This is a genomic window from Bacillus solitudinis (assembly GCF_002797395.1).
In the GTDB taxonomy this organism is placed as follows: Bacteria; Bacillota; Bacilli; order Bacillales; family Bacillaceae_D; genus Halalkalibacter_A; species Halalkalibacter_A solitudinis.
Genome location: NZ_KZ454943.1, coordinates 4,474,442 through 4,500,312, shown reverse-complemented (window position 1 = coordinate 4,500,312; position 25,871 = coordinate 4,474,442). Strand labels below are relative to the sequence as shown.

Sequence of the window (25,871 nt, the reverse complement as noted above, 5' to 3'; positions counted from 1 at the left end):
TTATAAAAGAAAATCACCTCCTTTTAAAAGGGCTACCAGTTTATATTTCTGAGGTGTTATTAGTTCCAACGATTATCACTTTATCTAATCTATTAATTTGTACTTTTTTATCTACATCAGATGTATTTGTGAATTTAATTGAGTACTCATTTCGATTTGAAAAAACATTAATAACTACTTTGTCTTCTCTATTTCCAACTGTGATTTTCCACACTTCTCCTAAATGGTCTGTTCCACTATAATCAAATGATTGATCCGAAGCGATATGAATAACTGGATAGGCATATGAATCGATTGAGTTTCCGACAAAACTTCCTAACTCTCTATTGTCTTTTGGTACATTCGTAATCAGAACGCTATTATTTCTTTGTAATACAGGAATTTCCATCAACGGTACATCAAGCTCAATATAGCGATCACCGTTATGAACCTCTTTATTAAACAAACCTATCCATTTCCCTGCCGGTAAGTAAACTGAACGTTTTTCTGTGTTTTCTTTAATGACAGGCGCAACAAGTAAATTTTCACCAAAGAAGTATTGGTCATACATAGTAAACGTTTTAGGATCATCTGGACATTCTAGCATCATCGCTCTCATTAATGGGATTCCTTGTGAGACTGATAGTGTTGCTTGCTCTGTGATATAAGGGAGTAAATTCATTCGAACATTCGCAAAGTATCGATACCCAGATATAGCACGTTCATCCCCTGTCCGTTCTGCAATATTCCAAGGTGTACGGTCTTGATTAAATTCAGCTTTACTTTCTGCATGATACTGCATGATTGGACAGAAGGCTGCCATTTGAGCAGAACGAATGAATAATTCTGCAGAAGGAATATCCCCATTAAATCCAGCCAAATCCCAACCCCACATAATAACACCACTTAAACCGGATGATAGACCTGCTATTAAGGACCTCTTGAACGCATCAAATGTAGAACGTTCATCCCCAGCCCAATGTGCAGGGAATTTTTGTGCACCAGTATATCCCGATCTGCTAAAAGTCATGGCATTATTAGGTCGATGTTTTTGGGCAAAATGATAATACGCTTCTATATAATCATTTGGATATTCATTTCGCATCTCAGTACCTAATCGACTATCTGCAAACTGGAGGGTATCTCCAAATACCATTTCACCACCATCGGTTTTAAATCCAGCTACCCCGATATCTAACAAGTATTGTCGTTTATCAAACCACCACTTTGCCCCTTCTGGGTTGGAAAAATCCATTAATAAACTTTCTTTAAACCAACCTTCAGGCATTCGATAGGGTTGCATGTTTTTGTCTTTAATATAGTAGCCTTTCTCTAACATGTAAGACTCATCATTATCCTTTTGCGGGTGATGTTGTCGATTTAAATACTTCATAATTGGAATTTGCCATAAAATTAATTCCATACCATGATCGTGAATAAAATCTACTAATCCTTTAGGGTTGGGCCATCTTCCCCATTTGGGATACGTAAATTCTTCATAAGACAATGCTGAGCTGCCATCTGTTGGAGAATATATTGCATCATTAAAAATATAGTAAGTTGTCTCATCACTCCATTGTTCCAATACTAAAACAGTAGATGGGATGTTAAGTTCTGTTGTTTTCTTGACTTGTTCACGTACTACACTATCCCGATCCCAATTATTACTAGACATCCATGGTCCCAATGCCCATACAGGGAGCATTTCTGCCGGACCGGTATCATTTGTGAATCTACTGACAACTTCTATTGGATATCCTTTATAAAATTGTAATGTGGTCGTTTCTTTCTGTTTATAATGGTGACCAATTGAAATGATCAGCACATCATCAAAACAGTTTGCAAAATCAAATTTCGTATAATGACTTGTTTTTACATGTAATCCATAGTTTAAAGAGCTGATAAAGAACGGCATAGGCATATATGTTCTTGCACCTTGGTCTCGATATTGGTTGTACAAATAACAGTCTAATTGTTCACCTCTATATTCCAATCGGTGATAACGTTCTCCCATTCCAAAAAAACGTTCATCTAAAGGACTATGAAATCGAAGTGAGAGGTCAACCCATTTTCCAGTATAGTCAACCAAAATCTGTATGGGCGCTACATAAGGGTCTTCAACTAAACATGGAAGCTGTTGATTAGCCAATACATGATTGGGCTTGAGTGACCCCTTATGTTTCCCATAAACATTCTCTTTTTGAATCTCTAGTACTTGTTTTTTTGTATCGATAAATAAAGCGAGAGGAAAGTTTATGTCGTTTGGCCAAAACTTAAATTGGTGATGGTTCATTTGTTTTCCTGTAAGATTACGCAACTCTATTTTTTTTAAAGGGAAAAATACATAGTTTTCGGTTCTTAACGACTGATTTTCTCCCACCCATTCAATAAAATACGAAACCTTAGTATGGGCAGTGAATGCTCCGATATTTGCTTTCCAATATGGTTCATCTCCAGATATATAATCAGCTTTTACTTTTCTTTCATCTGAACCGTGAATAACATAGAGAGAAGCAGATGCTTCACTCGAAAATGGAGCAGTAAATCGTACCGTAACTTCTTCATTCTCAATCGGCTTATGAGGTATTCGTTCATATAATTGTGGTTCATACTTATTTTCATTTCCATAAGGATCGTGAGTGATTAATGTAACGTCCTCTAAAGATAAATAGTGATTTATTATGTTTTTAACATGTGATGAAACTAGATTTAAAGTATTTTCAGCAAGCTTCAAATAATGCTTTGATTTTGATTGGTCCCCTTTTTCAAGAAAGTACCAAGACAATAAGACAGCCCCAAACTCTGAATGAGTTTTATCAAGAGGAGAAGCTGATACGATACCCCCCTGCACTAACGAATGTTCAATATCTTTTACCGCCTCTACCATAACTAGGTCTTCTGGTGAAAAGAGTCCAAACGGCAGTACAGATAGAAGCAAATCTGTAGAAGCAAACGGGTGATTGGGTGAACAAATCACCATCCCACCTTTTAATTGCCCTTCGAATACACGATCTCTTATCGCTGTTGCCGTTTGTTGGATACTAGGGTTGTAACCGATATTCTTTAAATTAACTAATGAAGAATAATAGATTGCTAAATGTAGAGTGAAGATATCATTTGAAAACGACAAGTAAAGATGCGTTTGTGGCTTATTCCAGTTTCCTTCTATAAGTTCCACTGACGTCTCGATAAAAGACTCAAACTCTGACATTAGTTCGAATTCACCAAAACGCAAAACGTGTTCTGTTAGAAGCCACGTCCATAACGAATGCTCAACAGTAGTGGATGAGGAGCGCGTAATGACCGCTCTTAATGCTGATAACGCCTCTTGTTCACTATTACTTAACTGTAAATGATGTATCTCAAAAAAATCTGTTAGTAGACTCTCTTGCCTTTTACTTATTACGCTCACCCTTATACCTCCAATTTCAAACCAGGTTTTTTAATAAATGCTTCCCAATTGACACAGCAGAAATAAATTCTGCACAAGCCCATGTAAGCGGGTTAATAACCGACTACTCCAATGCCAGGATATGGTTTTTCCATTTATGAACCTCCTCTTGACCAAAGGCAAAATACAATGAATATGCTAAAAAACCAGCGCAAGTAGCAAAATGTTTTCCTGTCTCTGAGACACCTGTATTTTCGTTAATGCTTTCGCATGCAATACCATTATCTAAAGGGGTTCTTAGTAATAATTCTTTTGCTTGTTCTTCCCTGCCTGAGAGTAGACTGTTAGCGATCGATAATACCCATGGATGATCCGCATGTTCACACCCTAACTCCTCAAAAGTACAACCCTTAAAGGCATGTGGGAATCGTTCTGACCGAATTAGGTTAACGGTACTTTGATAAATTGGGTCTTCAGAAGAACAAAAGCCATAATAGGATAGTAACTGTAAACTTCCAGGGGGTTCATCATAGATGTTGTGGTTACCCTCACAATCAATTGACCATGCAAAAAAATTACCAAACTCATTGTCTTTGAAAACGCAATGAGTATAAATGTCCTCTTTAATTAGTTCTGCTTTTTCCTCAAATGATTGGTTAGGTAGTGTGTGATTATGGAATGAAAATTCATGAAGAATCATATAGGTTCTCCATACCAAGACATTATTGTATGTCAAATATGGAAATACAATAGGGTCATCGGTTGGTTGAAGAAACGTACTATATAAATGTAAATCAGGGTGTTTGTTTTCCTCTAACCTTTCTAAAACTAGTTCAATACTTTCTTTAACAAAACTCTTATCTAAGTAAGAGTAATCCTTTGTTTTCTGGATAAACATAGACAATGCTATAATGGGAGCACATAATTCATCCAGTTCAAAGCCAGGCTCAAGTACAATGCCGTCAATATATCGACTATGAATACCGATGTTTTTTCTTTGTGTTGTAAAAACATAAGATAACATTTCTTTTGCTCTTTTTTCATCTACTTGTAAAATCATAGGAAAGCTCCATAACAGACTATCACGATCCCAATATGCTGCCGATACATAATACCGCGGGCTTCTTGATGTAACTAATACATCTTCTTCTGTATCAAATGTTAAGCCCGTTGCATAAAAGTAATTAAAAAATGCATTAACATTCATAATCTCTCCTACTTTTTCTTCTGCATTAATTTCGATCTTCCGTTGCGCTAACCATGTAAGTGAACGATCTAACAACGTAGAAACCGTTTGTCTTTTCATTTCCTTGGCAGAGGTTGAGGCTCCCACTTCTTCTAATCCACCCCCCCAATATACAACAAGTGTTTGTTCTTCATTAGGATTTACTTCTACATTTCTACTGAAATGAAATCTTGTAAAATTCGGACCTAACTCCTCCCACTCTTCATGATCTAACGGTTCATTAAACATTGGTGCTAATGATAGTTGTGACGTTTCTGTATGCAATTCCATAACATAAGAGTGATTCCACCCGCTAGCAAAGGTGTGTAATTTACCATTAAAACTCCGTGATTCATTTATGGTGTGAAAAGTTTGACTCCATTCACCTTCAAAACCAAAAGAAATGTGTTTCTTTTGCGAAGATGAATTGGTCACTTTTAGTTCATAATAAAATCCCCTTTCTCCGACCGGGGCATGAATGGTTCCTGAAAATTGAATGTCTTTTTCATTGCCTTTATAACTGGGTATCCAATAGTTTTGACGGTTCCACTCCAATGTATCAAATTGGATTTGCTGTTTATTCACCTCAATAAATGGTGAAATAAATGGCTGCCCGAGCATTTCTAATAAGCCTCTGTATTTCATACTCATCACATTAATACTCTCAATTGAACCATCTTCTCGTAGAGTAGGAATCGATACCATTTCATTTCCAGTAGGAATATATTTTGTTTCTTTTATAGAATTAGACATAGTAACCTCCTTTTAATTTAACAGGAGAAGAAAGGAACCTTCTTCTCCTGTTTATTACTAGATGCTCTAATCAACTAACGATTGAATTTGAGGTTGAAGATCATTTAATGCTTCTTCCGGTGTCTTCTTACCGACTTTAACTAAATCTAGTTCCTTTCCAAATGCGTCCGTAAGTTTATTCCATTCTTCAATTACTGGAGGAACAACTAATGAATCAAGTGCTTCAAATACAACTTCTTTACTTTCTGGCGGGGTTTGTTGTAAGTAGGTATCTACTAACTCTGTGTTACTAACAGCTGGTAATTCCCATGAACTATCAACACGAATTTTAGCCGCATCCTCACTAGCACTCATAAACTTTAACCATTTCCACGCAGCTTTAGGGTGCTCCGTATCTTTATGTGCTGCTAACCCGTTTGCAAAGAAGTGATGTGCTTTTTGGGTGTTTCCTGGTTCTAATGCAATATCCCATTCGAATGATACATCTTCAAATGAACCCATCATCCAAATACCCGTTCTAAGCATAGCGATCTTTCCTGCTATAAATAGGTCTCCATCAGATTGACCTGACATTTCTGAGTCAGAAGGAGTAACGTTATATTTTTGAACTTTATCTACCATCCATTGAAGAGCCTCAATGTTTTCAGCACTATTAACTGTGGCTTCAGTTTTATCGGGATTAAAGATGGATCCGCCATTTTGTTCAATTGTTTTATAAAACTCCCAAAACTGAATTGGTGCATAAGTTCCATAGATTCCATTTTCTTTGTTCGTTAATGCTTTCGCAGCTTCTAATTCATCTTCCCACGTCCAGTCAGCTGAAGGATAGTCAACACCAGCTTCATCAAATAGTTCCTTGTTATAATAAAGGACAACATTTGAAAAGGATTCTACCATCCCATATTGCGTTTTATTATGTTGAAATGCCTTAAAAGCTTCTTGATTAATTTGAGAAGAGTCAAATTCTGAATCTGATTTAATTAATTCATCAAGCGGTAACAGTACATCTTTAGATGCGTAGTTCACAAAGCTTTCATAATTCAGTTCAAATGTATCAGGAGCTGATCCACCCGCTAATCGCGTTTGAAGTTTAGTAAAATAATCGTCAAAAGATGCCATTTCATAATTAATCTTAATGTTGGGATTCTCTGCTTCGAATGCAGAAATCATTTTTTGTAAATCTTCTTCATGTTGTTCTCCTGGAGAGAATGTAAAATAGTCAATGGTTACAACCTCTTCACTTTCATCTGTTGTACTCGTTGTTTCCTTATTGCCATTTCCTTCTTTTGATTTGTCACCTGCTTCACTGGACGAAGTATCTGTTTGACTACAACCTGCAATTGCCAAAAATAACGCTATACATATAAAAGCTAAAAACTTAAATGAATTTTTCATTTTTCATACCCCCTGTTCAAGATTAAATAAAATATAATCAATGACCACGACTACCGACACACTTACTTTTAGCTGGGTGTTACCACCTCCTTAAAAGGGATCTATCGCCTCTTATTCTTTCATACCACTCAGTGTAATCCCCTGTATAAAATGCCGTTGCGCGAATAAATAAACCACTAAAACAGGAATTACACTAATCACTACACCAGCCATCATTAAATTCCAATCGGTTTCCCATCTACCTTGAAGCAAAGATAATCCCAATGGAAGTGTCATCATATCTGGATCGCTTACAACGATAAGTGGCCATAAAAAGTTATTCCATGATTGCATAAATGAAAAAATTGCAAGTGTAGCAAGTGCTGGTTTCGCTAGTGGTAATATGATTTGCCAAAAGATTCGGAAGTGACTAGCTCCATCTATAAAGGCAGCTTCTTCTAATTCTTTTGGTATTCCTAAAAAGAATTGCCTAAGTAAGAAGGTTCCAAATGCATTAAAAATTCCTGGTATAATAAGACCTTGATAAGTGTCTAGCCACCCTAAATATTTCATTAATATAAACTGAGGTGTCATTGTTACCTGTGTAGGAACCATTAATGTCGCTAAATAAATAATGAAAATCATATCTCTTCCCTTAAATTCAAGTCTTGCAAAAGCATAAGCTGCCATAGAGCATAATAAGATTTGTCCTAACGTAGAGGTAATAGCAACAAAAAGGGAATTCCAAAGAAATTTAAATACCGGAAAAGCTTCAGCAACTCTCACATAATTTTCCCAATTTATTTCATCAGGGATAACTTGAGGGGGTAAAACCATAGTAGAACCCGATGTCTTAAGTGAAGTTGACACCATCCAAATAAACGGAATCAGCATGATAGCAGCCCCAAGTATTAATATTGCGTAAAATAAAACTCGTTTAATAATTTTCTTATAATCTATTTTTCTAGTTTGTATATAAACTGGGTCTGTTTGTGTTTGTAATTGTTTTTTAATTTCCATTGCTAACCATCCTTTTTTGAAACCAAATTTGGATTATAGTTACAATAAAAATAATGACAAATAAAATCCATGATATAGCAGATGCATAGCCCATTTCGAAGTAACGGAATGCATGGTTATAGATTCGCTCTACAATGACACTTGTTGACCCAGCCGGACCCCCATCTGTCATAATCATAATTTGATCAAACACTTGAAATGAGTTAATTAACGAAATAACAGTTACAAAAAATGTAGTTGAACTTAATAAAGGTAATGTAATATGCCGAAATTTCTGCCAAGAGGTTGCTCCATCTATATTAGCTGCTTCATAATAACTTGATGAAATACCTTGAAGTCCAGCAAGGTAAATAACCATTACAAAGCCTAGATCTTTCCAAGCACTAGTTAAAATAACTGCTGGCATTGCCCAACTCGGGTCTTGCAGCCACGCCGGGCCCGTAATTCCTATCCAGGAAAGAGCATAGTTTACTAAACCATAATTAGGATTAAATAACCACTTCCAAATAAGAGATACCGCTACCCAAGAAGTAATAACAGGTACAAAATAAGCTGCTCGAAAAAAAGTTCTACCTTTAATCTTCTGATTTAAAATTAATGCAATAGCTAAAGCCCCAACAATGACGAGTGGTAGATACCCTCCAATAAAATAAAACGTATGTCCTAATGCAGCCCAAAAATCTCGGTCAGACATTAAAGCTACATAGTTATCAAAGCCTACCCATTCAGGGCTAGATAACAGGTCCCATTCGGTAAAACTGATGCCTAGCGAAGCAACGATAGGAACCCCAATAAAAAACAGGAAACCAAGAAGGTTAGGCAGTAAGAATGCGCTTACAATAAGAAGCTTTTTAACACCTTTATCACCGACCATGTTCTTCACCCCTTTTTTATGAACTAACTAAAGAATTTGTTTCTTCATAGATTGGCGGTTGAAATAATTGATTAATCGCCTGTAATGCAGCTCCTTGTACCCATGCATCATTCCCAAGGTCGGATAGTACAATTTCACTGTCGAAGGAACGTTTAAAGAAATTGTTTTTAGATTTTTCAATTGCTTTTTCAATGAAATAATCTTTTCCTAGAAGAGCCTCTCCAATTAGGACAATTTTTTTAGGGTTGAAGATATTAATTGCATTAATAAGGCCAACACTTAAATATTTACTAACTTGTTCAAAAAGAACAAATGCGAGTGGGTCCCCGTTTTTAGCAGCGCTTGTAATCGCTTCATAGTTAATGCTTTTACGAAAAAGATCACTGTTGGGATATCTTGAGAAAAACTCTTGTGCAGTTAAGTTTAAAGACTGATTAGACAAATAAGTTTCTAGACAACCATTTTGGCCACAATAGCATGGTCTTCCATCTACATTTATGATGGAATGTCCAAATTCCCCTGCGCCACCATATTCACCTTTATATAATTTTTTATCGATGACAAAACTAGCACCAATTCCATCACCAATGGAGATGCAAATAAATTGATCACTATTTCTTCCATATCCAAATTCAAGTTCTGCATAAGTATAAGCATTTACATCATTATCAATTAAAACTGGTAAATGAAACTCTTCTTTCAAAGGTCCAGCTAGATTAACATTATTCCAGTTTAATAACGGAGAACTTAGGACAACACCTTCTTTTCCATTTACTAAACCTGATACTGCAATTCCTATTGCTATTAAATTATTGATTTCCAGGTAATTTTCTATAAGGAGTTGTTTGATTGTGTCTTTCATGAGGTTGATGATAAGTTGGGTATCTGATGAAGATTCAAAGTAGATTTCTTTCTTCTCAATTATGTTCGCTTGTAAATCGGTGAGAGCAAATATTAAATGATCTTGCATAATTTTTATACCAATGGCATTTGCAAATAATTTATTAAACTCTAATAATATCGCTTTCCTTCCGCCCGTCGAGTTGGCTTCTCCAATTTCATTAACTAATCCAAAATTATTTAACTCTTCTATTATCTTTGTCATAGTTGATTGACCTAGTTTAGTTATTTTGGCTAACTCTGTTCTGCTAATAGGACCATGACGCCTTATGACATTAATCACGGCGGATCGATTGAGTTCCTTAATTAAGTTTTTATCTGCCTTTCTTAGAATGGACATGACATTACTCCTTACTGTTATTTTCTGTTACCAATACCATAACTTACTTCCTTCAATGAAGCAAGTATTTTTTGTGACTTTTCTGATTCTTTTGTAAATTAATGACTTAGGTGTTTTGAGTAGTACATAGTAAGGTAGTGGTTATAGACTTTAATCATTAAATTAATCTCTCTTCCATCTCTTTTCTTCATCCAAAAACAAAATATTATTCCTGAATTATTCCAAAGTATTGAAAATTGATAGAAAGTAAAAAAGCTATGTTAAAATAAACTGAGATAACCCTTTAATTCGTATTTCTATATGTATATAACTTTGATTCATCGTAGAAGCTCAACAGACCTTAATGATTTATACTCATCCTCGATTCGTAGATACATTCAAGAGCAAATGAATCCTGATTTTATGGCTAGTATCAAAGCTCCGAAACTAAACTCTGGGTTATATTCGAATATGGAGAGGTTAAGATGGGAAGGAAAAAAAAGCGCCAACTCTCCCTTCAACCTTTGTAATACCTTTGTTGAAGGCGTAAAAGGAGTCCTTAAAGGAATATCAAACTCATCCAACAGAGCCTATATTGTTGAAAGAGTTTTCGAGGTAATAGTAGGATGTAACCAAGCCAAACGAAGAGGTTCTCGCCTTTTAAACAATAAGAACCCGCTGCGTTTTAGAAAACGGAGCGGGTCCTTTATTGTTAAATTCCATATTTTCGTTTCATGCGCCCGGTGGCTCTATATACAATTACTCCCACAGATTCTTCTTCATTAGAATGGGTTACTATTGTTTTCTTGCTGTGAGTGGGAGTTTTGCGTTTAGGCTGGCTTTTTCGTTTGAGACCGAAAAGTTTCATTGTTTATTCTCCCCTTCCAGTATATCTTTGGTTCCATTTTACACTACTATGTATCATTTTGCTAACGAATTTAGGATTTCTTCACTCTTTTTAGTTAATACATTTTTAACTGGTTCCCTTCTTTTTGTTAAATGACTAATATCCTTATCAAAGGTAATTAATAAGATATATGGTTCATCATTAACATAATACAATGTATTAAAATAAAACCTTCCTAATTTTTCTCGATCTCCGTGTCTTTTTTCAAAAATGTAGTAATTCAATGAATTGGTCGCTTTAATATAGAGTACTGCTTCAATAATCCCAATTCTTTTGTTTTTATTAAACATCGCCCATTCGTTGCGGTAATTAATTTTGTTATTAATTTGTATTCCCTGGTCGTTTAAAATCTGGGAAGCTACATTTAAGATGGCGTATTTATAACAATCGGTTTGAACGATGTCATCTTGTTTCTTTGCGTTTAAGTCCTCTACATATTTACTGACAAAAGCGGTTAGTTTTGGTGGATTGGTTACAACTTGTCCAAATTCATTTGAAACGGAACTAATAATTTGAATAGATGCACTATCCCAGCTACTAATATCGTTAACATATTCCACCACTCTTTTAATATCCACTTTTTTGGTAGTAAGTGTGAATTTGTAGAGTTGAATGCCGTTCACATAGGTTTCAGCATTGACCATCGTTTCCATTTTATCTTTCAAGTATATAAGTTTATCTTTGGTGTCTCGAGCAGCAAGATGAATCATAGGTTGAGAGATTCTTTTATCAGTGATACTTGAAATTCTATTTTTCAACTCTTTGTTTTCTTCGTGGAGTTGTTCCACATGTTCTTTTAAAGCGTCGCGCTCAGTCCATAATTGAAAGGCGAAAAATATCGTTCCTATAAGTAATAATAGTAAAAATATGTATATGTCCGGAGGTAGCATAGGTAACTTCTCATGAATACTCTGTATAATTGCAGAAAATTTGTAGCCAACGAATGCTTCTGCGAAAACACGAACAATAAAAAGAATAGGTACAGATAGAAATGCGAATATATATAAAATTATTGTTACTTTTCTCAAAAATCAACCTCCTCTACCATCTCTGACAAATACCACATAAAAAAATAATACTAGTTTTGCTTGAAATACTCAAGAAATCAAATAATTTGAAGAAGATAGTGCAATTAACCTTAATAAATAAACGAAATAGTAAAAATTGAAATTAATACGACTATGTAAATGCATTAGCATTTCTCTAATGATTTGTTCATCATAATCTTCCTGTCCCCTAACAATATGATCTAGACTGCATCGACAGCAAGTTCCTTTCCATTTTTGAAACTTTTAATTTACTGTCATGCTTATCCTTATGAATTTTTATAAACCAACTGATGATTAAGTGTAGCATTTGAATAATCTTCTGTTTCTTCCTCAGTATAGTTAAAAAAAATTACGTAAAAATACGGCGGGATATCATACTGTACCAGTGAGATGATGTTAACAGCATCTTTATAACTACATTCAAGTTAACCAAAAAGAAAGTTGACCAACAATACCTACAAATCCCATATAAAACTAATAATCATTATATTAGTTTTTGGGAGTAAAAGTGCCACAAGACTCTGAATTCTCTAATAAATCGTTATCACCTCTATACAAAACTAAAAAAAGACGTTTATAGTAGGAATAGACATAAAAATCATACATAAAATTACAACGTTGTTATTATTTATTGTTAAAGGGGTGATCGATGGGAAAAAAGTAATCGCTTTTACGATGTTGTTGATGATGAGGAAATTTCGTTACTATTATTAAAATTGTGTTGGTGATGAAAGAAAAGCTTATATTATTCGATCCTAGGAGGAATATTATGAAATTTAACAAGACAATAATCTGGTTATTGGTTCTAACATTTCTTACTTCATCGTTATTATTAAGTGAAAGTATTGTAGCAAAGGCGGCAGTTATTGATTCTATACCGAACACAACAAGAGATATTAAGGAATACGACAATAGTTTTCTGTCAGTAAGCGGTTTTGCGTCATTAGGGGTTAATGACCGAAGCAGTTACATCGATACCTCTTATTATCGTAAGGTTAAAACTGGAAGAGAGTTTTTGCAGGCAATTTTGGATGCTAGAACTGGAAGTGTAAAAGTAATTGAAATAGCGAAAGATATAAACTTAGGGTGGAAAGAATTAAATCTAAGTTCAGAAGAAGCTAAGAAGTATAATTTTATAACAAAATATCGGGATCCTATGAATGGATTCACAAATCCAACATTAGCTTCCTCCGGTGTTTCACAATTAAGTTTAGCTGATGTCGATGGGTTAACTATTTTTTCGAAAAAAGGGAAAACAATAAGGCATTTAGAAATAAAATTACAAAGATCAAGTAATGATATTGTCTTTAGGAATTTGAATTTTGATGGAATGTGGCAATGGGATGATACTGGAAAACATAAAGAAGTAGGCTGGACTTTTATTAAGGTAAATGGTGCAAATAATGTCTGGATAGACCATTGTAAATTTTCCATTGCAGCGGATGGATTAATTGATACTGAGAATGGCGGCTCCAATATTACCATTTCCTGGTCTGAATTCGGATTACCTGCAAATGAGAATCCGCCTGAAGATAGTGATATTTATCAATCGATTCAGTATATGGAAGAAAAATATGCCTCAAATGTACTGAATTCCGATAGTATGTACTATAACATGCGTAATGGCGGTGCGACCAAAGAGCAGATAATGGCATATGCAGCATATCATAGCAAGGTGCATTTAACTGGTTCCGGAGATAAAGACTATGTAAATTATGTGTCTAGTAATGGAAATGAGATAAAAGATGGCAATCAAAGAATCCGGTTAACCCTTGCCTATAACCGTTATACCAATGTTGGGCAGAGAATTCCGATGATACGTCAAGGTAGTGGTCATTTATACAACTGTTATCTTGACAACTCAACTCACTATGATGTTTTAGAGAATGTAAGCGCTATCGCTGAATACGGAACCGATCAACTATCTCGAGCGCTGAATGCAAGAAATGGTGCTTCCATTGCGGCAGATTCCTGCGTCTTCCATGATATTAACGAGCCAATCACAGGGGCTGAGATTCAAGGAGAAGACACAAAAAACATGGGTGAACCTTGGGATAAGTTATTCCAAAGCGCTTATAACAATAATTTAATTGTAAACTCCCAAATAACAAATAAATATGGAACCTATACAGGAAGTAGTTGGGACAATAATGGTGAGAATCTATTTACAAAAGGATTTACATGGTATGACAAATCAACTATAGGAAATTGGGCATGGTCTTCTCATATTGTGGGAAGTGAAGATATGAGTAAATCAAATCCACCGACTGATCCATTCACCTTTGAATATAATTATAATGAGGAGCTACCGTATACTTATAATGTACTTCCTTTAAAGAGTGTTGTGGCTACACTTACAAAATATGCAGGGGCAAACAAAGTTAATATGAGTCCAAAAGATTGGTTAATAACAGATTATAGTAGATAAAGGAAACGCAATAGCATCTGTCTAGATTAATCGTTAACTTCCTCTGTGACCCATAATCTGTGTCACAGAGGGTTGTTAATAACAATGGGATCTGACTTAGGAACCTATAAATAATTCCAATGATGGAGCCTTTTCTAGTTGCTGTATTTTTAAAACCCTTTAGAGTAGCCATTAATGCAGTTAATAAAATCTTACATTGAAAAGCAATAAACCTATCCAGGATTTAGCAAACCCTCTAAAAAACCTTCCAACTAAGATAAGGAAGGTTTTTTGTATGTGTACTTTTAGTATAGTTTTTCATTTTTTATTGAAGAATGTTGATAAACGATTAGCTAGTTTAGTTTACTATGATGAACGTTATCCAAAAATCCTTTTATATTACCATCTATACAATGTTAAAGTCCCACCCCATATTGATAAGATTGATAAGTAATTGATGTCATCCATCGTTAATTTATTCGTCCCTGCCGTTTTACTCCCAGTGCTTCTTGTGATGTTTCAGTAAGCAAGACGTATATTTTCCACTCGAACTAATTAGTTTCATTAAGTCATATAATTTTTGACCATTGATACATTCTGAAATTCGTCAAGTTTATTATCAAACTATTGCAAACGTCCAACCAAATGGTCGGCAGTTCGAATGGCTAAAGCAACGGTTGTAAGTGTGGGATTAGCCGTTCCACTTGTCGGTATAACACTGTTATCTGCTACATAAAGACCCGATACCCCGTGAACTTGACCGTACGTATTGGTTACTGAAGTAGCAGGATCATCTCCCATCCTGCAAGTTCCTGCGTCGTGGATCGCCTCTATTAATTCACCAAATTCTTCTTCAACAGTAGTGGCTTGCATAGCGAAAAAAAGATCTCGGGTCCCTTCTTGCATTTGGCGAATAATCGCTTGATCTTTCTCACTATAGGTAAAGTGAACGCGAATGACTGGTACCCCGTATTTATCGCACTCCGATGGGTCTAACTCCACTCGATTCTCAAACCTTGATTCGACCATACCGAACGCGCCAGCAACCACTCTCAATTGTTTCTGTAGCGGTTTAATCAGATACTGCTGATAAGCATTATATTCTTCCGGAGGACCTCCAATCATAACTTCATAAGGACGGTCTTCCTTGCCGGGGATTAGAATGCCGAGAGCTCCTAAAACTTCCGGAAATTGGTCACGGTCAAAATATCCTGTTAAGCCCATAAGAGAATGGGTAGTAAGATAATGACCAATCGCCCGTCCCCGAATTCCAGAAGCAAGCAGCAGACGCGGGTTTTCAAACGTACTAGCCGACAGTACGACAGTTTTAGCCTTTAGAACATACGACCTCTTGTCCGGGGACATCACTCTAACACCGGTGACTCTGTTTTGGTCAGTGAGGATCTCCACGGCGCGTGCGTTGACTGCCAAATCGTAAGGTCGCCTATTTAAGGCTTCGGCAAACAAAGCGATAGAGCTAAAAGCGGGATTGGAATGAAACTGTCCATATTTTGTCGGTTCACGGTCAACGGCTATCGGCATCGGAATTGCATCTGGATACCCTCGTTCATGAAGCCGGTTGAGCAGAACGGTCGTGTAATAGGACCCTTCTTGATAAAAGGGAGTGACGTTCATGGCTGCTTCAGCAACCGAGTAATAAAATTGCAATTCATTCGGATGTATAGGCCAATTAACTGTCTCAGAAACAGGCATACGCGGAGATACTAATTGCCAAGCCAAGGTCCTGCCTCCAAATGCAATAAGCTCTCTGAAATGCGTTTGCTCAACCTGCCTTGACACTTTATCGAAATAGGTTCTAAATCGTGGGAGAGTGTACGTTGGAATGTTATAGAAATGTGTCGGTAATAGAAGATCGCCAGCTTCGACGACACCGATCTTTTTCCCATTATCACCCCATTGCTGCGCTAATCTCCAAAGAACGGATCCACCCCCAGCTCCCGATCCGACAATGAGCACATCGTATTCCGTTTGTTCCATTTCTTCCAAAGTAGTAAGCGGAATCCATTCATTCTTGAAATCCGTTTCGGTATGTGAAGATGTTCCTTGCTTCCGATTGTCCGATCCCGATATTGGAACTGGAGGAAGCTTGACTTGACGTCCGGAAATATTTGAACTTGGGTTTGGCACTTGTGGGTTGAGAGAAATGAGTTGTTCTAGTGTGAGATTCTGCTTGCACGCAATATCTTTTAATGTCTCACCGTCATCCGCAATATAAATCCTCATTATGCACTTCCCTTCGTTGCTAAAAAGCAGGGCGTTGTGACTAAATCTCTGTATGATTTATATGAGAGAACGGGTCAATTATGACATCGCGGTATAAATTATCTAGCGGCCCAAGCCATTCCGCGCCGCATTAGAGTCAAGACTTCAGGCATTAGTAAAATTTCGGGCGAATGGCCAATTGAGTTGTAAAACACGCGTCCCTTACCGTATTTTTTCGTCCACACTATAGGCATGTAAACAGGTTTTGATACTTCAGGAGGATAGCTCTCGTAATAAGAAGTTGCCAGAACTTCGATTGCAGGATCAAGCAACATGTAGTAGTGTTCGTCGATCACCTCGAAATCCGACAGTCCACGGGTAATGGGGTGAGCTTTGTTCGTGATTTCCACTTTGAAGCGGGTTCCAGGATGCGTAACAAAAACTCCGCCTACCATAAACTGATACCTCAGCTCAGTGGGGAATGTATACCCCATCCCGCCGTGCATACCGGCCACTCCAGTACCATTATTGACAGCATCCAAAAAATTATCAAGTTGTTGTGGAGTAATGGTTCCTTCTGTCCAATTGGGAACAATTAAGTCCATCTGCATCACTTTTGCTCTATCATTAAAAACTTCCCAGGTATTAACAATTTCAACTTCAAAATTTTCCTGCTTCAATAACCTAGCCAATATCTCAGCAATCTCCATTGGCTTATGTGGTTCCCATCCTCCTGCAACAATTATTGCTTTTCTTGACCTTTGTTGACGAGAGGATGTATTATGTCTCTGTTCAATCTGATGTATTGGTAATGGTGGGAGGTTGACTTGGCATCCAAAAATGTTTTCATTTGGATTTGACACATGCGAGTTGAGGGAAGTGAGTTTTTCTAGCGTGATATTCTGCCGGTCTGCGATATCTTTTAAAGTCTCGCCATCATCAGCAATATAAAGTCTCATAATCCACTTCCTTTCGTTACCAGACTTTGCAGTAGCAATTATGACTAAATCTCTGTATCATTCATATGAAAAAGTAGGTAGATTATGCCAACCAAATTAGACTAAACCTTTGCTATAATAGTGCTATTCCACATTCCAAAGAAAGTTTCTTCTATAAGCCACTTCTCACACCAACGCAACGGTTAAGCTCACTGCTTCGAGCTTTCTCGAATTTAGAGCAATTTCATTTCAGGTATAGCCTTCCCCCTCGCTTTCAGTTGGTTTCACTTATATTTAATGACACACAGCTCATTTTCTTTTGAACATTGTTGCGATTGTGACCAGAAGCACAGGCGTAACGGTATAAGTTAGGTGAGTGAGTGGCAAAACCACGAGTACTTTCTCAACCAGTTCCGATTCATTATCAAACATGACGAGGGTGAGCAAAAAGCAAATTATCGAAATTGGAAAAATCAAGATTTTATTGTCCTTCAATTTAAATAATTTTGTTATCATTAGATTAAGCACAAACAATGCGATGGTTGCTTTCATATATGAACCTGCGATTAAGGAAATCCCGATGACCGACTCAATTCTTGTTAAGAACTCCCCTATATTAATTAATCGCGAAAGCGAGTACAAAGAATACTTCATCTCACCTGCTATAGGTCCAAAAGCCATAATTGTACAGATTGTAGCGATAATTAAAACGATCACGTTTAGGATAATGGCCGTATACATGTACCGGGCCATCTTTGTTTTTTTCTCCTCTTTCATGAAGGGAAAAACCATTGTAAATATAATGATTTCGGAATATGGGAAACCGAAAGTAAAATAACCTCCGTGAATAACCGGCATGATCCCGTCCGGAAGTATAGGCAGGACAAATTCCGGGTGATAATTAGGGATAGATAGTAACAGAATAATACCTACAAAACCTAGTAAAAAACATATAAATATAACAAAAATTCTAGTCATGACTTCAAGACCAGCCCGTATTGTCATAGCCGAAGTAAGGATAATAAGCGAATGAAACATGTAAAGTGGGGTTTCTCTCATCATTGTGGAGACCATAAAGCCTCCCACATCCAACACAATATATGAAATAATTAAAAACAAAGTGATAATAAAAGGAATTGCAAGTAAAACAGTTAATGTGTTGCCAACAGTTTTCCGACTATAATCAACAAAAGTCATATTAGGATGCTTTCGATACAAATACAACACACAAGTGAGTATCAACATACCGAATACCATTGAAATTAATAATGATATCCAAGAACCATTTTGGGCAATCCCAATTAAAGGAGCAGGAACATTAATAATAGAAGAACCAGTCATAAAAGCGAAAAGTAGTATTGCCATTTGACGTGAAGAAATCGTCTGCTGTTCTTTCACTTTAATACCTCTCTTTTCAAAGCAATTTATATCGGCTCAATGCAATATGTCTTATTATGAAGAACCCTCCAAATAGCCAACAATTATTTTAGCTGGTTCAGTTATTGTCCAATCGAGGAAATCGACTGGATCTGGTAGATTTTTCGCCAACAGGTAATCAATTGCGAAATACACGGCTACTAACATTATGCAACTGTAAACAATACGTTCACGATGCTCTGCATGCCTTAATTTCGGTGTTTCATAGGCTATAGCAGCAATAAATATGATAACTAAAACGGTTAATTTTTCGAACACTTTTATCGTCTCCTCACTAGCTCACTTTTAGAAACTAGGTTTACTAATAAACATCCCACTATCGGAAATTCTGACCTCGACTTCGATGTCAAATGAGGTACGCGCAAAATGCTCATCCCATTCCTCTTTTATATCCTTCCATAGCCTTGGATCTTTTCGGTAAACCTGATTGCCTATTCCCAGTACATCAACTTTTTGCTCTTGTAATTTCTTTAGTGTTTTCTTCAATCTTTGTTTCAATGTATCTTGAACAGTTTCAATAAAAAGTTTCTCCGCTTCTTCATCCCCTAAGTCTGAACAATTTAGTTCGCCAATAATTACATCAAGCTTTGTTTTTATATGTCCACTAATTGAATCTGCTTTGGGAGTTGTTTCTATCTTTGTTTCAGCTAAAATCACTTCAAGTGTTTCCATCATGTTTTCATTATTAAGACAGGGTACTTCGATAATTCCGTTTATGTATTCATTCATTAGCATAACTAAATCCTCAGTTTCAACAGAGGTTAAAGTATCGATCATTTTACCATTTTGAATTAGTGCTACTCCTTCTACTGTTTTATCCGTTGGTCCACTAGTAATAAAATAAGGGATAACTGTATTCTCTGTTTCGCTACGCAAATCTAAAAAAACCTTTAATAGCGTCATATCAACTGTTCTAGCAGAAATTTCAGCGGAAGAACGAATCGCTTGTTTAAACTCCTGACTTACTGTATTTTCAATGTGTGGCTCAGTTTCTAAATATGTTCGGGCCTCGTCTTTAGTTATTAATAAATAACTATTAAGTCTTGGTTCATGATCCCTGATAAAAAAATCCAAAACTTCCTTAATATTATGTGTTCTAGCAAATTTTTCACTAATAATCAGAATCTGTTGATGACTCCATTGTGTCCTTCGCCCTAGGTTATTAGGTATAGAACGAATAGATTGAAAAACAGTTTTTTCGCTTGTCTCAATATTGACAAAGGCGGGCCCTTGTCTAGTCGCCTGGTTCCCTGATGTTTGTACAGGTTTGTATACCTGTGTTGTCACTTTGATGTTTCCATCTTCTTCTTCATCGAATGCGACTCCCATAACAAACCCTCTTTCTGACAATTCGATTTGGTTCCAGCACCCGGCTAGAATTAGGAGCAAGAACATAAACCATATTTTAATGCAAAATAATTTCATCCTGTCAATACACTCTCCTTTCTCCTAGGTAGAATGCTCTCTTACTGTTTATGTGAGTACCGACTTCGTGGCGAGCGAAACAAAGTCTTTAAAGGAGCACGAACAAAAACATCCATTAGTTGTCTTGGTCGCATAGGAGCTAGAGGAGCTAAATAGGGCTGACCCAACGTACGCAGATTTGTCAAATGTAACATCAACCAAATGAGTCCTATCATCATTCCGAACAAACCCATTGAAGCTGCCATAATCATAAGAGGGAATTGTATAATACGTAACGGAATTGCGATCGTATATTGAGGAATCGCAAACGATGCGATTCCAGTCAATGCAACGATTACAACTATAATCGGAGAGGCAATTCCAGCAGTAATGGCAGCTTCACCAATGACAAGCGCCCCAACAATACTTACTGCTGATCCGACTGGTCTTGGTAGTCGAATTCCAGCTTCGCGAAGTAATTCGAAGAAAAATTGCATGACAAGTGCTTCCACAACTGTGGGAAATGGTATTCCTTCACGCGAATCAATAATTGCCAGTAAGAGAACAGTAGGAATTAATTCAGGATGAAAGGTTGATAAAGAAATATAAATACCTGTCAAATTTAAAGAAATAAAAAACGCCATAATTCTTAATAGACGAATTAATGTTGAAATAACTGTTCGTTGATAATAATCTTCACTTGATTGGAAAAACTCAACAAACAGTCCCGGACAAATTAAAATAGAACCCGTCCCCTGTACTAAAACGATAATCTTCCCCTCTAATAATGCGGAAACAGCGACGTCTGGTCGTTCTGAATAACGATGTTGCGGAAAAGGAGAATAGGTCGAATCTTCTATCCATTCCTCGACATAGGAGGTTTCCAATATCTCTACTTTTTCTACCTGAGATATTCGCTTTTTAAATTCAGACAGAGTCGCTGGATCTACAGCACCTTCGAAAAAACTATAAGCAACTTCTGTTTGTGCTTTTCCACCTGATTTTATTACTTCAAACTTTAAATTTTGGTTTTTTAACCTAGTCCGAATCAAACCGATGTTTTTATATAAATTCTCCACGGTTCCTTCACGAGGACCTTGAACCACTGATTCTGCTATAGGTTCGCTAACCTGCCTTGATTCAACCGAAGATGCATCATAACTGAGTGTCTGATCCCACATATCGAAAAAGATAACGACATGTCCCTTTAAGATATTACTGATTACTTGATTGAAATCTGTTAGTACTCGAGCATTTTTAGCGGAAACTCCGTTATTATCAAAAAAGGAAATGACATGTTCAGGTTCAATTGATGTTGCAGGCCCTACTTCACGATCCAATAAATCCTGCATGGAGTATTTCATATAATTTATCGTTTTATCCAATGTAAGGGATTCAAAATAAACAGAAAATGCCTTATGCGAAAGTTCAGGTCCATAACCCCATGAATAAAAAGTGAGATCATAACAGTTAGAAAAAATCTCTTTCAATTGACGAAAATTTTCATCTATATCTTGGGAAATTTGATTATTCTCTGATTCTAATTTCTTTTCAGGGATATTAAAGTGTGAAGATGTATGCTTGTTATGTTTTTTTTTGAGTCCTACTAAATCCTTCATTAGAATTACCCCTTGACGACCGACTTTTCCTAATTACTACTCAATTAAGGTTACTTATTTTAGTGTCCACAAAAATCACTAAATTTATACTCCAAATGTTGGGCCAAGGTCTTACGACTATAATTGGTTGAAGGGGACAGGACAATCTCATTCAATCGCCCAACACGTCCACGTCGATCGAGCTATAAATTACTGTTGTAGTTTGGTCAGTAATCCTCTTTCTTTCGAAAATAATGAAGAAGGATTCGCTAGACTACTACCACGGATCAACCAATTATTCCTCCTCCACTATCCGTTAACTCAGCTTTATAATCTCCAATGTGTAATCTACATAATTGTATTTCCTATTTTAATTTGCGTTTTAATTAGAAAACGCCAAGCTTATAAAAGCTTGACGTTTTCTCCTAAATTAGTTGTCTAATTTTACAAATATATTGTAATTTCCTCTGTCAACATGACATACGTTCAAAGAGGTTCTTCATCACAACTGAATGTGGGGTTCTCGGTATTTATAGCTAGGTCTTTATTGTTTTTTACTCATACGCTAAAACCATATTTGAAAATGTCCCATAATAAACGTAACATTTACGATCTTCATCAATTTCTCTGCTATCCACTTTAAATTCCTTTAGTGAACCATCTTTTTCTAAATATACCGCATCGCAATGTAAGGTCAGTAATGCTTCATCATGCGATTCAAGTTCTTTCGTTTGTATTAATTGATAATTATCTTTTTCGATAACTTCTTTATATTCGAAACCGATTAAATCGTATTTAAAATCCCCGCTATTATTTTTGAATTCTTCTCTTTTTACGTAAATGACAGTCAGGTTCTCGGGTTCCTTTGCAGTCATGATCACATGATAGGTATTTCCTTCGATAACAAAATATTCGCATGTCATCCTAGAGACCAGTTCACTTACAGATAAGTTATCGTAAAGCCAAAGGGCTGGATAATCTTCTTCTTTACTATCTAATCGATATTCTAATTTCATTATTCTATCTACCCTCTTCTCTTTCAGCTACTGGGATTTCGGTATTTTTCGAAAAAAAACTTTTCTGTGCTATCTATCAGTTTACTATATTTGTTAAACTAAGTGTATGAAAAGAGATAAGGAGGAGAAACATGGAATCCAAAAAGACAAAAAGGTTAATTGCTGGGGCCAGTGCTACTATTTTATCCCTAACTTTAACAGGATGCGGTACTCAGGCATCCTTACCTGAACAACCTGACACAGATGATTGCTCCGATTGGGAATTTGATGGAGATTTAGGGGTTTGGGAATGTGATGACGACGATTCTGATTACTATGGTCATTATTTTTTACATGGAAAACGCTACAAAAGTAAATCAAGTTTGGTAAAAAGCTCTGCGTACAGCCAATATAAATCATCATCTACTTACAAAAATGCTACTTCAAAGAGTGGATTTGGTTCAGGAACAACAGGTGGTTTCGGAGGTTAAAGTGTGGAGATGTTAACGAACAGGACATTATACAAGCGTAATAGATTAGAATTTTACTCCCAATTTCAAGAGTTTTGGTACGATCTTAACGGTGAGTATAGTTTGTATCATCTATTAGAAGTTGAAAAAGAACTCATACAAGAAATACGAATCGCTACAAAAAAGATGGGTGATATCTTTTTTAAAACCTCTACTTTACTGCGGCAGCTACCAGACAAGACCTTAATTGAACTTGGTTTTCCAAAAGAAAGCGTCCCTTTCTTACGGTTTAAATCACTGTTACCTGAATCAATTATTTCTCGGTTTGATTTTGTTTCTACTAATGAAGGGCTTAAACTTTTAGAGTTGAATTCTGATACACCTACCTTCATCATGGAATGTTTTAAAATAAACGGCCATGTATCGAAACATTTTGGATTTGAAGAACCAAATCAAAACTATGAAAAGCAATTATCTGCTGTATTAAATAAGGCTATTACAGAAAGCATAAAGGATATTAAACATACGCCCAACATTGTTTTTACAGCTCATAACGATCATCAAGAAGATTGGAATACTACTGTGTACTTAGCTTCTTGTGCGAAAGTTCCGTGCCAGCTGATTCCCCTATCTGAATTACAAATCACAAAGGACTCCCTTATAGATCCAAGCGGTAATGTAATTGATGTGCTTTATCGGCAAACCTATCCTTTAGAACATTTAATTAATGATGTAGATGAAGCATCGAAGGATAAGGTAGGAATTCAATTACTTCATTTAGTGAAGAGAAAAAAACTAGTAATATTAAACCCTATCTCATCGTTTTTACTTCAATCAAAAGCGATACAGGCTTTGATTTGGGGGTTAGCTGAAGAAGGCTCTTTTTATACAAAAGATGAACAGAAATCAATTTATCAATACATGTTACCTACATACTTAGATGCTGGACCTTTTATTGGTAGAATGCCTTTTGTAAAAAAACCATCCTTTGGAAGAGAAGGAGATACCATCACGATTCATCACGATTCTCAAACTATTGAAAAAAACACGATGCAAACTTATGAAGATGAATTACCAATTTATCAAAAATATGTAAGCTTACCTACCGTTACACTAGAGACCGAAAAAGGATTAGAAAAATTATCATATATGTTTGGTTCTTTTCTCCTTGCGGGTCAACCGAGTGCGATTGGTGTTCGTGCTGGTGAAAAAATTACAGGTAATGAATCTTACTTCTTACCTATTGGTTTTAAATAAACTTTAAACTTAGGAGGATTATGAATGATAAACTTTTTACTTTATTTAGGTGTTAATGTTGGGTTGCTTATTGTTGGATTGTTTCTTATGGAGTTAACGACAAAAAATAAAGAATTCACTTTAATCGCTAAAGGAAATAAGGCAAGTGCTTATGTCCTTGGTGGTCGCTTAGTCGGGTTAGGTCTAGTTCTTTATTCTACGTCTGCTCACTCTCTTAATCTTATGGATTTACTAATTTGGGGTTCGATTGGGATTGTTGCTCAAATTGTTGTCTTTTATCTTGCAGAGCTCTTAACCCCGAAATTCAACATCACGAAAGCTATTGATGAAGATAATCAAGCTGTAGGTATCTTTCTTTTACTATTATCTATTGCAGTAGGATTACTGGTAGCAGGATGCTTGACTTATTAAGTAATCAAAAAGGATTGCCCCAAGTCATCTAGGCAATCCTTTTTTTATATTATTTGTGAGTAAATATTCTTAGTACAGGTAACTTAACTTTGCTTCTTTACTGTCGATTCTCTATTATGTTACCTGCTAACTCAAATACGATTGGATAGATTATAGTTCCTCGATTTTTTCTCTGTATTTTCCATATTTTACTCTGGTTTCTGGCCTGCACTTTGAACTAACCTTTTTCATATATTAATAAGAGCTAATTTTCTAGGGAGGAGGAAAAGCGCTGAATCATATAACGTATACCGCTATAGGTGATTCATTAACTGAAGGAATTGGAGCTTCCTTCTCAGCAGGTTTTGTTCAAAGGTACGATCAGATGACTGAAACTACTCTCAACGTCCCTGTAAACACAAACAAATTTGCTAGAAAAGGTCTAACGTCAAATGAGTTATTAAAAATCCTTAAAAATGAGTATGTACGAAGAGGAATTGAGCAAGCCAATATCATTACTATTACAATTGGAGGAAACGATTTACTACAAGCATATCGTGCTTATAGTAAATCAAATGACAACCGTTTTCTCCGAAACTCACTCCATCTGCTATATGGTAATTTCAAAAATATCGTTGCTGATATAAATGCTATAAAATCTAACTCCCCAGTATGCTCATATTTCATTCGCATTATTGGATTATATAATCCTTACCCGCATCTTCCTTATAGTGATTATTGGGTTCAACAAGTTAATCATATTCTTGATTCCTTTACTTCTAGCAGTGTTAAAATTGTCCACATATATCCAACCTTTCAACAGCATGGAAAGAAACTATTGTCGTTTGGAGGAATACACCCTAACGAAAACGGATATCACGTAATTGCTGAACAATTAGCAAAATCAGGGTATTTTCCTTTAAATGTTTAAGTCTTCAAAAGATAAAAAGTAGTCAATTAG

Annotated in this window: 19 protein-coding genes; 5 read left to right on the top strand and 14 right to left on the bottom strand. The window is 36.1% G+C overall.

What is annotated here, in order from left to right:
- Positions 1 to 40: 40 nt before the first annotated feature.
- The 7 genes from CEF19_RS22075 to CEF19_RS22045 form a co-directional block, all read right to left on the bottom strand.
- Positions 41 to 3,391: a glycoside hydrolase family 31 protein gene (locus CEF19_RS22075; protein WP_100408045.1), complete on the bottom strand. Its 3,351-nt coding sequence runs from the start codon at positions 3,389 to 3,391 to the stop codon at positions 41 to 43.
- 103 nt (positions 3,392 to 3,494) lie between these two features.
- Positions 3,495 to 5,348 (bottom strand): glycoside hydrolase family 125 protein, encoded by a 1,854-nt coding sequence (locus CEF19_RS22070; RefSeq protein ID WP_100408044.1) that lies wholly within the window; start codon positions 5,346 to 5,348, stop codon positions 3,495 to 3,497.
- Between the two features lie 66 nt (positions 5,349 to 5,414).
- Complete coding sequence (locus tag CEF19_RS22065; protein WP_100408043.1) at positions 5,415 to 6,743, bottom strand: ABC transporter substrate-binding protein; 1,329 nt, start codon at positions 6,741 to 6,743, stop codon at positions 5,415 to 5,417.
- A 111-nt stretch (positions 6,744 to 6,854) separates the two neighbouring features.
- Positions 6,855 to 7,697 carry a carbohydrate ABC transporter permease gene (locus CEF19_RS22060; protein WP_406565398.1) on the bottom strand — a complete coding sequence of 281 codons (843 nt, stop codon included), beginning with the start codon at positions 7,695 to 7,697 and terminating at the stop codon, positions 6,855 to 6,857.
- A gap of 34 nt (positions 7,698 to 7,731) precedes the next feature.
- Positions 7,732 to 8,616, bottom strand: coding sequence for a carbohydrate ABC transporter permease (locus CEF19_RS22055; RefSeq protein WP_100408041.1), 885 nt, complete (start codon positions 8,614 to 8,616; stop codon positions 7,732 to 7,734).
- A 16-nt stretch (positions 8,617 to 8,632) separates the two neighbouring features.
- The gene (locus CEF19_RS22050; protein ID WP_100408040.1) at positions 8,633 to 9,856 is read right to left on the bottom strand and encodes an ROK family transcriptional regulator; all 1,224 of its coding nucleotides are present in this window, start codon (positions 9,854 to 9,856) and stop codon (positions 8,633 to 8,635) included.
- A 900-nt stretch (positions 9,857 to 10,756) separates the two neighbouring features.
- Positions 10,757 to 11,770, bottom strand: a complete 1,014-nt coding sequence (locus CEF19_RS22045) for a hypothetical protein (RefSeq protein ID WP_100408039.1) — start codon at positions 11,768 to 11,770, stop codon at positions 10,757 to 10,759.
- A 790-nt stretch (positions 11,771 to 12,560) separates the two neighbouring features.
- Between CEF19_RS22045 and CEF19_RS22040 the strand changes: the two genes are divergently transcribed.
- Complete coding sequence (locus CEF19_RS22040; RefSeq protein ID WP_100408038.1) at positions 12,561 to 14,219, top strand: pectate lyase family protein; 1,659 nt, start codon at positions 12,561 to 12,563, stop codon at positions 14,217 to 14,219.
- 603 nt (positions 14,220 to 14,822) lie between these two features.
- On the opposite strand, the gene CEF19_RS22035 is transcribed toward CEF19_RS22040, so the two are convergent.
- From CEF19_RS22035 to CEF19_RS22005, 7 genes are all read right to left on the bottom strand, one after another.
- The gene (locus CEF19_RS22035) at positions 14,823 to 16,442 is read right to left on the bottom strand and encodes a GMC oxidoreductase (protein ID WP_227522061.1); all 1,620 of its coding nucleotides are present in this window, start codon (positions 16,440 to 16,442) and stop codon (positions 14,823 to 14,825) included.
- A 98-nt stretch (positions 16,443 to 16,540) separates the two neighbouring features.
- Positions 16,541 to 17,380, bottom strand: a complete 840-nt coding sequence (locus CEF19_RS22030; RefSeq protein WP_100408037.1) for a ThuA domain-containing protein — start codon at positions 17,378 to 17,380, stop codon at positions 16,541 to 16,543.
- 288 nt (positions 17,381 to 17,668) lie between these two features.
- Positions 17,669 to 18,757, bottom strand: a complete 1,089-nt coding sequence (locus CEF19_RS22025; RefSeq protein ID WP_100408036.1) for a GerAB/ArcD/ProY family transporter — start codon at positions 18,755 to 18,757, stop codon at positions 17,669 to 17,671.
- A 54-nt stretch (positions 18,758 to 18,811) separates the two neighbouring features.
- Positions 18,812 to 19,054, bottom strand: a complete 243-nt coding sequence (locus CEF19_RS22020; RefSeq protein WP_100408035.1) for a hypothetical protein — start codon at positions 19,052 to 19,054, stop codon at positions 18,812 to 18,814.
- Positions 19,055 to 19,081: 27 nt separating this feature from the next.
- Positions 19,082 to 20,191, bottom strand: coding sequence for a Ger(x)C family spore germination protein (locus CEF19_RS22015; protein ID WP_227522128.1), 1,110 nt, complete (start codon positions 20,189 to 20,191; stop codon positions 19,082 to 19,084).
- A gap of 71 nt (positions 20,192 to 20,262) precedes the next feature.
- Positions 20,263 to 21,819, bottom strand: a complete 1,557-nt coding sequence (locus tag CEF19_RS22010) for a spore germination protein (protein WP_100408033.1) — start codon at positions 21,817 to 21,819, stop codon at positions 20,263 to 20,265.
- 533 nt (positions 21,820 to 22,352) lie between these two features.
- Positions 22,353 to 22,814 (bottom strand): hypothetical protein, encoded by a 462-nt coding sequence (locus CEF19_RS22005; RefSeq protein WP_100408032.1) that lies wholly within the window; start codon positions 22,812 to 22,814, stop codon positions 22,353 to 22,355.
- 131 nt (positions 22,815 to 22,945) lie between these two features.
- Here CEF19_RS22005 and CEF19_RS22000 point away from each other — a divergent pair, with 131 nt between their 5' ends.
- The 4 genes from CEF19_RS22000 (at position 22,946) to CEF19_RS21985 (ending at position 25,841) form a co-directional block, all read left to right on the top strand.
- Complete coding sequence (locus CEF19_RS22000; protein WP_100408031.1) at positions 22,946 to 23,284, top strand: aminotransferase yhxA; 339 nt, start codon at positions 22,946 to 22,948, stop codon at positions 23,282 to 23,284.
- A gap of 9 nt (positions 23,285 to 23,293) precedes the next feature.
- Positions 23,294 to 24,520, top strand: coding sequence for a glutathionylspermidine synthase family protein (locus CEF19_RS21995; protein WP_100408418.1), 1,227 nt, complete (start codon positions 23,294 to 23,296; stop codon positions 24,518 to 24,520).
- 24 nt (positions 24,521 to 24,544) lie between these two features.
- Positions 24,545 to 24,931 carry a DUF350 domain-containing protein gene (locus CEF19_RS21990; protein WP_100408030.1) on the top strand — a complete coding sequence of 129 codons (387 nt, stop codon included), beginning with the start codon at positions 24,545 to 24,547 and terminating at the stop codon, positions 24,929 to 24,931.
- Positions 24,932 to 25,202: 271 nt separating this feature from the next.
- The gene (locus CEF19_RS21985) at positions 25,203 to 25,841 is read left to right on the top strand and encodes a GDSL-type esterase/lipase family protein (RefSeq protein ID WP_100408029.1); all 639 of its coding nucleotides are present in this window, start codon (positions 25,203 to 25,205) and stop codon (positions 25,839 to 25,841) included.
- Positions 25,842 to 25,871 lie beyond the last annotated feature (30 nt).

What these genes read in the sequence shown, in the direction of transcription:
- CEF19_RS22070 (WP_100408044.1), bottom strand. Translation starts at nt 5,348, where the DNA reads ATGTCTAATTCTATAAAAGAAACAAAATATATTCCTACTGGAAATGAA.
- CEF19_RS22065 (WP_100408043.1), bottom strand. Translation starts at nt 6,743, where the DNA reads ATGAAAAATTCATTTAAGTTTTTAGCTTTTATATGTATAGCGTTATTT.
- CEF19_RS22055 (WP_100408041.1), bottom strand. Translation starts at nt 8,616, where the DNA reads ATGGTCGGTGATAAAGGTGTTAAAAAGCTTCTTATTGTAAGCGCATTC.
- CEF19_RS22050 (WP_100408040.1), bottom strand. Translation starts at nt 9,856, where the DNA reads ATGTCCATTCTAAGAAAGGCAGATAAAAACTTAATTAAGGAACTCAAT.
- CEF19_RS22040 (WP_100408038.1), top strand. Translation starts at nt 12,561, where the DNA reads ATGAAATTTAACAAGACAATAATCTGGTTATTGGTTCTAACATTTCTT.
- CEF19_RS22035 (WP_227522061.1), bottom strand. Translation starts at nt 16,442, where the DNA reads ATGAGGATTTATATTGCGGATGACGGTGAGACATTAAAAGATATTGCG.
- CEF19_RS22030 (WP_100408037.1), bottom strand. Translation starts at nt 17,380, where the DNA reads ATGAGACTTTATATTGCTGATGATGGCGAGACTTTAAAAGATATCGCA.
- CEF19_RS22015 (WP_227522128.1), bottom strand. Translation starts at nt 20,191, where the DNA reads ATGTTCTTGCTCCTAATTCTAGCCGGGTGCTGGAACCAAATCGAATTG.
- CEF19_RS22010 (WP_100408033.1), bottom strand. Translation starts at nt 21,819, where the DNA reads ATGAAGGATTTAGTAGGACTCAAAAAAAAACATAACAAGCATACATCT.
- CEF19_RS22005 (WP_100408032.1), bottom strand. Translation starts at nt 22,814, where the DNA reads ATGAAATTAGAATATCGATTAGATAGTAAAGAAGAAGATTATCCAGCC.
- CEF19_RS22000 (WP_100408031.1), top strand. Translation starts at nt 22,946, where the DNA reads ATGGAATCCAAAAAGACAAAAAGGTTAATTGCTGGGGCCAGTGCTACT.
- CEF19_RS21995 (WP_100408418.1), top strand. Translation starts at nt 23,294, where the DNA reads ATGTTAACGAACAGGACATTATACAAGCGTAATAGATTAGAATTTTAC.
- CEF19_RS21990 (WP_100408030.1), top strand. Translation starts at nt 24,545, where the DNA reads ATGATAAACTTTTTACTTTATTTAGGTGTTAATGTTGGGTTGCTTATT.